The organism is Wolbachia endosymbiont of Bemisia tabaci (assembly GCF_003999585.1).
Lineage (GTDB): Bacteria > Pseudomonadota > Alphaproteobacteria > Rickettsiales > Anaplasmataceae > Wolbachia.
Map to the genome: position 1 here is coordinate 280,569 of NZ_CP016430.1, position 7,569 is coordinate 288,137.

At 32.8% G+C, this 7,569-nt stretch carries 8 protein-coding genes and 1 pseudogene; 7 read left to right on the forward strand and 2 right to left on the reverse strand.

Translation table 11 applies throughout. The annotated features are described in order from the left end of the window. Positions 1-155 precede the first annotated feature (155 nt). The 6 genes from BBB02_RS01275 to fmt all read left to right on the forward strand — a co-directional run bounded on the left by BBB02_RS01275 (position 156) and on the right by fmt (position 4,421). A complete protein-coding gene (locus BBB02_RS01275) occupies positions 156-1,112 on the forward strand; it encodes a hypothetical protein (protein WP_127463705.1) in 957 nt (318 codons plus the stop codon). A gap of 289 nt (positions 1,113-1,401) precedes the next feature. Continuing rightward, positions 1,402-2,163 (forward strand): hypothetical protein, encoded by a 762-nt coding sequence (locus tag BBB02_RS01280; RefSeq protein ID WP_127463706.1) that lies wholly within the window; start codon positions 1,402-1,404, stop codon positions 2,161-2,163. Positions 2,164-2,373: 210 nt separating this feature from the next. Further along, positions 2,374-2,817, forward strand: coding sequence for a PAS domain-containing protein (locus tag BBB02_RS01285; protein WP_127463707.1), 444 nt, complete (start codon positions 2,374-2,376; stop codon positions 2,815-2,817). Positions 2,818-2,910: 93 nt separating this feature from the next. Continuing rightward, complete coding sequence (gene rpmI, locus BBB02_RS01290; RefSeq protein WP_010402777.1) at positions 2,911-3,117, forward strand: 50S ribosomal protein L35; 207 nt, start codon at positions 2,911-2,913, stop codon at positions 3,115-3,117. Positions 3,118-3,138: 21 nt separating this feature from the next. Continuing rightward, on the forward strand, positions 3,139-3,504 hold the full coding sequence (gene rplT, locus BBB02_RS01295; protein ID WP_127463708.1) for a 50S ribosomal protein L20: 366 nt from the start codon (positions 3,139-3,141) through the stop codon (positions 3,502-3,504). Between the two features lie 14 nt (positions 3,505-3,518). Next, positions 3,519-4,421 (forward strand): methionyl-tRNA formyltransferase, encoded by a 903-nt coding sequence (fmt, locus tag BBB02_RS01300; RefSeq protein ID WP_127463709.1) that lies wholly within the window; start codon positions 3,519-3,521, stop codon positions 4,419-4,421. An 87-nt stretch (positions 4,422-4,508) separates the two neighbouring features. On the opposite strand, the pseudogene BBB02_RS06820 reads toward fmt, so the two are convergent. Further along, a pseudogene (locus BBB02_RS06820) lies at positions 4,509-4,665 on the reverse strand (WPE palindromic element domain-containing protein); the annotation flags it as partial. A 130-nt stretch (positions 4,666-4,795) separates the two neighbouring features. Between BBB02_RS06820 and purH the strand changes: the two are divergent. Next, positions 4,796-6,316 (forward strand): bifunctional phosphoribosylaminoimidazolecarboxamide formyltransferase/IMP cyclohydrolase, encoded by a 1,521-nt coding sequence (purH, locus tag BBB02_RS01310; RefSeq protein WP_127463710.1) that lies wholly within the window; start codon positions 4,796-4,798, stop codon positions 6,314-6,316. A gap of 465 nt (positions 6,317-6,781) precedes the next feature. Here purH and nth read toward each other — a convergent pair whose 3' ends face one another. Next, the gene (gene nth, locus BBB02_RS01315) at positions 6,782-7,420 is read right to left on the reverse strand and encodes an endonuclease III (RefSeq protein WP_127463711.1); all 639 of its coding nucleotides are present in this window, start codon (positions 7,418-7,420) and stop codon (positions 6,782-6,784) included. Between the last annotated feature and the right edge of the window lie 149 nt (positions 7,421-7,569).

The window sequence follows — 7,569 nt, forward strand, 5'->3', positions numbered from 1 at the left end:
TAAATATTAATATATACATTACTTAGTATAATAAAGGTAACTTTTACATAAAAATTTTAATAAAAAGATATAGGTTTAAATATTTTATCCACTAACATAGAGAAGTATTTGTTAATTCAAATAATACTTTTATTAATTCATTTAAGGAGTGTGAAATGCCAAAAAAATTCCAAAACACTAAGAATAGCATGCGAAAGAGAGAAACAACAAATAAGCAGGAGATGGATGGTCCAACAATTAGAATTGTATCTGACTTGGAAAGTATAAAACAAAACAGAAGAGTAGAATTTTTAATTAAAGGAGAGAATTTAACAGTAAAAGACCTCTCTATATCTTCTAGAGCAGCTGAGATAGGCTTGGTTACAGGAATAGTAAATTCAATAGACATTCCTCAAGCAATTCGTGAATCGACAATAGATGGAATTATTTTAGGTCTTAAGAGTGGAGAAATAGAAAAAGGTAAAGAATATAATTATAGAGAATTTAAGAAAATATATCTAAAAAACCTTGTAGATGAATTGGGTAAGGATAGTTCAAAAAAGCTAAAAGAAAGAACTGATGAAAATAGCCAATTGAGAGAATCTACTACTGAAGAAATTGATTATCAGATGCAGGAAGATGTAACTATCGAATCAGCTTCTTTAACAAAACAAGAATTCGATTTTGCATCAAGCAAAGTAACTACTAAAGAGATTAATGACGTAATAAATGAAATAGAAGAATCAAATGCTAGTTATGGAATTACTCCTGAAGATATAAGTAGTGTTTCCCGTTTTGATAGTAATTCACAAGAAGTGTTAGATCATTCTATATTTAATAGCACAGATGTGGAAGGGCCTAAATTACCCGAAATAAATGGAGGACAGTATATAGGAATAGCAGGGATTGCTGGTGGTATATTGGGTGGAGTGCTAGCAGTAGCTTTTGCAGGATTAGGATACTTTGTATGGCATAGAAAAAATAGGGAAGGTAGCTACGATGTTGAAAAAGCGATGAAAAACCTTCCTGAACAAGCTCAACTTGAGCATTCCGGATCTACATCAGAAATAGAATCTTTGCTCAGCAATGCTACATCGGTAGCACATCTATCTTCTCAGATTAGCATCGAGTAAGATTTCAGAGTTTGATGGCACAACAGTGCCATCAACTTAGCTCTCTAGCATTTGTAATGCTCTGGAACCAAAGGAGAAGAAATTTTCCTGTCTTACAAAAAATTTTATAACTCTTTCTCTAATTTTATATCGTTTTTACTAAGGTATAATAAATTGCAATGAGAGTAAGATCAATCCGAATATTAATACATATACTATTTAGTATAATAAAAATCTTAGTAAAAAAATTTGGACTTAAATAATTTATCTTTTATACATAAGGAAATATTGTTCAGCTTGGGGGTCATATATGTCAAGAAGATTTAAAAATACTGTAGGAAAAAAAAGATCAATCAATAAAGAAAAAAGGAATAGATGGATTAGTATTGAATCAGAATTGCGAGATGTAGAACAAAACAGAACAATATATTTTCTATTGGGAGGAGGTGATTTAAAACTTAAGTATGTATGTATGCTTGACGATACATCTTATCGTATTCTTGTTGCTGAAGGAGAAATAGTGCATGCAGAAAATCCAAAAGTGATGATTGATGATATTGTTTCTGATCTCAAGAGTGGGAAAATACGAAGTTATAAAAGATATAATGCCAAAGAGTTTTATGAAAAGTATCTCAAAGAGTTTTTGAGTAATGAGAACTTGCAAAAGCTGGAAGCTGGTGATATTGAAAATACAACAACAGAACTACCAAACTTAAAACAAGTAATGGAAGAAATGAAAAAATCAAACGCTAGCAATGGAATTACAATGCGAAATATAGAAAGTGTTCAAAATACGATGAATATTTTGGGTAATCCTATGATTCATGATACAAACTTGAGAGGGTTTAAATTATTGGAAACACCTTCAAACGAGAAAAATAATATAGTGTTCACAGTAGGTATGTTAGCAGTAGCAGTAGCTTTGGTAGCAGCTATCGCAGCAGCTGTACCATTTAAATGTTGGTTTTATAATAGAAAAAATAAAAGCCATAGTAGTGCTAAGGAAGAAACTCCATCTAGTTATTTATTAAGTGCAATAACTTTAGAAAGTGGAACTAATTCTATTCGTTAGCCAAAATATTGCAAAAATAGAATTTTTTTATTATTTTTTACAGTTTCCTCATTTAATAATTTTGATGTTCTAATTATTATACTTAATGTATCATTACCTGTTGTGTAAACAGGATGAGAATTTTCAATAATCTACATCCTTTAGTAAGAAAAAATCAATACATTCACGATAAATTTACCTCATATCTGTGTTTTATATGTGGAATTTCGAATGGAGAATTATGCAGGCAAAGAAAGAAGAATAGTGAATATAGTTACTCAACATTGGAGTGATATAAAAGGATCAGAGAGAGAATGGCCAGAAAGACATGAAATAGACACTGCAGAAATCATGGAGTCATGGCAGCATTGTTTTATCATTGAAGTTAAAGATCGAGGTTATATTTGTGAAAATGCAGGAGAAAAAGCTATTGAATTCTATGGTTTTGAAAAAAAGATGTACATCGATGATAAGTATGCAATTGATGCACCATTTTTGCGGCTATATAAAATAGATGCAGTTATTGATAAACTTGAGACTGTAATAGAGAGTAAATGCTCAATCAACGAAGAGGAAGAAAGTGAAAGTGTTAAAATGAGGCAAGTATTGTTGCCAATTGGAGATAAAGAAGGTATAACACATATACTGGGTGTGATTACATTTAAGCTCCTCTAAAACACAATTTTGATTTTTTAATAAAGTTATCTATACTCATACTTAATTACTAATAAAGAACTAAATAGTGGTGTTTGTAAATTTGTTTGGGATATGACGAAAATAAAATTAAAAACCAAATCTTCTGTCAAAAAGCGCTTTCACCTTACAGCTAAGGGCAAAGTCATCTCTACTCAGTCAGGTAAAAGACATGGTATGGTAAAGAGAAGTAAATCTAATATTCGTAATCAGCGTGGTACGACGATTCTTAGTAAATCTGACTCGCGTATAGTTAAGCTTTATATGCCTTATGGTATTTAACAAAATGGAGGTAAAATAAAAATGGCTCGAGTAAAACGTGGAGTCACTACTCATGCTCGTCATAAAAAAATATTGAAACTAGCAAAGGGTTATAGAGGACGGGCAAAAAATTGTTATAGAATTGCATTACAAAGAGTTGAAAAAGCACTCCAATATGCTTACAGAGACAGAAGAACCTGTAAACGTGATTTTCGTGGTTTGTGGATAATACGTATTAATGCAGCAGTAAGAGAACATGGACTTACTTACGGTAGATTTATGCATGGTCTTAAACTTGCTAAAATTGATTTAAATAGGAAAATTCTTGCTGAGATGGCTGTTAATCATAAGGATGATTTTGCTAAATTAATAGAAATTGTAAATAGTAAGTTAGCAGAAAATTCTTAAAGCAAAAACACCTAATGAGAATTATTTTCATGGGTTCACCGGAGTTTGCTGCTGTTGGTGCGTTAAACTTACTATTGAAATTACAGAGTGAAATAGTAGCAGTATATACCAAAGCTCCAAAACCTTCTGGACGTGGGCAGAGGTTAACAAAATCACCAGTACACATCGTTGCTGAAAAAAGTGACATAGAGGTATGTACTCCTACCTCTTTAAAATCTTCGATAGAGCAAGAAAAGTTTGGAAATTTTAAGCCAGACGTTGCAGTTGTTGCTGCGTATGGATTGATACTTCCAAAAGAAATTTTAAATATTCCCAAATATGGTTGTATTAATATTCATCCATCATTGCTGCCTAGGTGGCGCGGTGCAGCTCCGATACAGCACACAATTTTAGCCGGAGATCAAGAAACCGGAGTTAGCATTATGCAGCTAGATGAAGGATTAGATTCTGGCCCTATTTTAAAACAGAAAAAATTTCTTATTGAAAAAAGCGATAATTATAAGACGTTGTATGATAAATTGTCTGAATTAGGTAGTGATTTACTGCTGAAAGTACTAAACGAAATTGAAAAGCAAGTTCCCTTAAAACAGAGCGATAACGATGCGTGCTATGCTGACAAAGTAAAAGACTATAAAATTTACGCAAGTGACGCCTGTGAAATTGCTTATAGAAAGGTTAAAGCATTTTATCCAAAAGCATTTATTAAGGTAGAGAATAAACGTATCAAGATACTTGATGCTGAATTTGAAGCCTTCACTTCAGGACAAGGTAAGATCATTAATGATAATATGCATATAAGTTTAAAAAGTGGTACTTTAATTCCTAAAGTTGTACAAATGGAAGGAAGAAATCCTTGCGATATTAAAGATTTTGTTCGTGGCTTAAAATCAAGTTTAACAAAAAAATTTATAGAATAGACTACTTTGAAGGGAGGGTGAGAAGAGCTAAAGCAACTTCTACAATTTGGTATTCCGCTGCTTGTTAGCGGAATCTACAACAAGATACCGCGTTTTGGTGTACGGACATTGCAATTTGTAGGTAATTTGAGTAGTAGATGGTGTCATTCCAGTGGCTTGACAATGGAATCCAGTTTCTATTGTACAGCCACCTGGTGTGCTCATTTAAAGTGAAGTTTTCTGGATCCCAGTATCTGGGCACTGGGATGACTGTGTCTTTCTTGGTCTCTTGTATCACAATGTTCGTACAGTTGTGGATAACGTGTCGGTATGACGTAGTAGCTATATATAGACAAATTTTCTTTTCTTAGATATAATCTTAAGAAACCTTCCATATGAAAATTAAAAGAGCTTTAATATCAGTATACGATAAGACAAATATAATTGAACTTGCATCGTTTTTGATGCAGCAACAAATAGAAATTCTCTCAACAGGGAATACTTATAAAGTGCTATCAGGTGCGGGAATAAAAACGCAAGAAGTTTCAGATTACACACAATTTCCAGAAATACTAGATGGCAGAGTGAAAACTTTACATCCTAAAATTCATGGAGGAATACTCTGTGATCGAAAAAGGCACGAAAAGGAAATGCAGAATCTAGAAATTAAGCCGATAGATCTGATTATAACTAACTTATATCCATTTTGGAAAACGGTTAATAGCAACTCAAGTGAGAAGCAAATCATAGAACAAATAGATATAGGTGGAGTAGCATTAATTAGAGCTACAGCAAAAAACTTTCATTTCACTTCAGTGATTTCTAGCATTCAAGATTACGAAACACTGAAAGCTGAGATGATCAAAAATAACAATCAGACAACATTAGAATATAGAAAACATCTAGCAACTAAAGCATTTGCTCTGACTGCACAGTATGATTCTAATATTTACAATTGGTTTTTATCACAGGGTAAAAGCAATGAGTTACCAGAGTTTTTTACTTTATATGGATGTAAAGCACAAGGACTCAGGTATGGTGAAAATCCTCATCAAAAAGCTGCATTTTATAGCAATCAATTTAGCAAGTATCCACTGGAGAAAATAAATGGAAAAGAGTTGAGCTATAATAATATAGTCGACATAGAGTCTTCACTTAACATAGTTTCTGAGTTTCAAGAACCTGCAGCAGTGATAATAAAGCACAATAATCCATGTGGCGCTGCTGTTAGTGATAGTGCTTTAAAAGCATATGAAAAAGCTCTATCATGTGATGAAATAAGCAGTTTTGGTGGAATAGTTGCTTTCAATCGGGAGATAGATTTAAAGCTAGCAGAGAAATTAAACGAGATATTTTTGGAAGTGGTGATAGCACCATCGGTAAACAATGAGGCACTAAAAATTTTACAAAAAAAGAAAAATTTAAGAGTGATTATTCATCAATCTCTTCAGCAAAATGCAAGATATCAAATCAAAAATGTTGTTGGCGGGTTCTTAGTGCAAGAAAACAATAACCATACAGTAAAAGTAGAAGAAATAAACCGAGTGACAGAATGCACTACAACAAAAAAAGAGAAGGAAGATCTTATTTTTGCTTGGAAAATATGTAAACATGTAAAATCCAATGCAATAGTGATAGCAAAAGACGGTTGTGCTATTGGCATCGGTGCAGGACAAACAAGCAGAATAGATAGTGTGAATATTGCAGTAAAAAAAGCAGGTGAAAAATGTAAAGGTGCAGCGCTTGCTTCAGATGCATTTTTTCCATTTCCAGATAGTATAGTAGAAAGTGCAAAGCATGGAATTACAGCTATAATTCAGCCAGGTGGCTCATTGAAAGATCAAGACGTGATAGCAGCTGCAAATGAGAATAAAATTTCCATGTTTTTCACTGATGTTCGTAACTTTCTCCATTAAGCTTTGTATCCTGTCAAAATTATACCCACACAGGGCTTTGCTGCATAGCAGCTTATAGGTATGAAAATTGTAGTAAATTTATGTAGTTACTTTAAACTCAACTATACCTACCTGTAATTGTAAGCTGTACTCTTGAGCTCCTGATGCGATTTATAGCAAATCCTAAAATGCCTTGCTGTTTTTCCTTATAGACATTCAGCTTACCTTGTACATTAGTCTATCTGGATGACATTTTACTTTTTCTAGAATATAATAATTCCCTAGAAATTACCCTACTCAATTCTATTGTACCTTGTTTAACATTGAAACATGAGTCTGGAATCTAGAAATTTTTTAAGAACAAAAGTTATTCTAAGTTTTTGTTGGTAAGAAAAACTGGATTCCAGTAGTGTCAGCTACTCGGATGACACCATCATATAGATCAGCTACTTGGATGATAAAAGTAAGAAATATCGAAGTGTTGTGCTAGACTTTATACCTCTTGCATTCAAACTCACATAAATCATGAATTGTGCACGCTTCACACAAAGGTTTTTGTGCCTTGCAAATGTATCTACCGTGTAAAACTAGCCAATGATGAGCATAAAGCAGATATTTTTTTGGAACCACATTCAAAAGAGATTGCTCTGTTTTAAATATATCTTTTTCTTTCACAAGCCCAACTCTATTGCTTACTCTAAAAACATGAGTATCAATTGCCAATGTTGGAATACCAAGTCCTGAATTTAAGAACACATTAGCGCTCTTTCTCCCAACCCCTGGTAAAGATACCAAATCATCGAAATTAGTAGGCACTTTGCTATTGTACCTCTCAATCAATATTTTGCTGAGCCCGATTATATTTTTTGCTTTGGAATTATATAAACCAATACTGCTTATGTATTTTCTCAGCTCACTTTGCCCAAGATTCAGCATTTTTTCTGGAGTATCAGTGATACTAAATAGCTCCTTTGTAATTTTATTAACGCTTATATCAGTTGTTCGCGCTGATAGAACTATTGCAACTAATAACGTAAAATGATTGGTATAATTTAGCTCTATTTTTGGTGCAAGATTTGATTGTTGAAACTTTTTAAATATCAATTCTACTTTTTTTGAGTCCATTCATAGAGCTAAAAGCTTATACTACACTGTTTGCTGTGTAAATTCAATTGCTTGAGGATTAGATAGTCCTTCGGTATTAACATCAGACATATCAATTTTTACCTCATCAAAATTCCTTTCAGCAAATTCGCTTGCCACTTCTGCAAAAC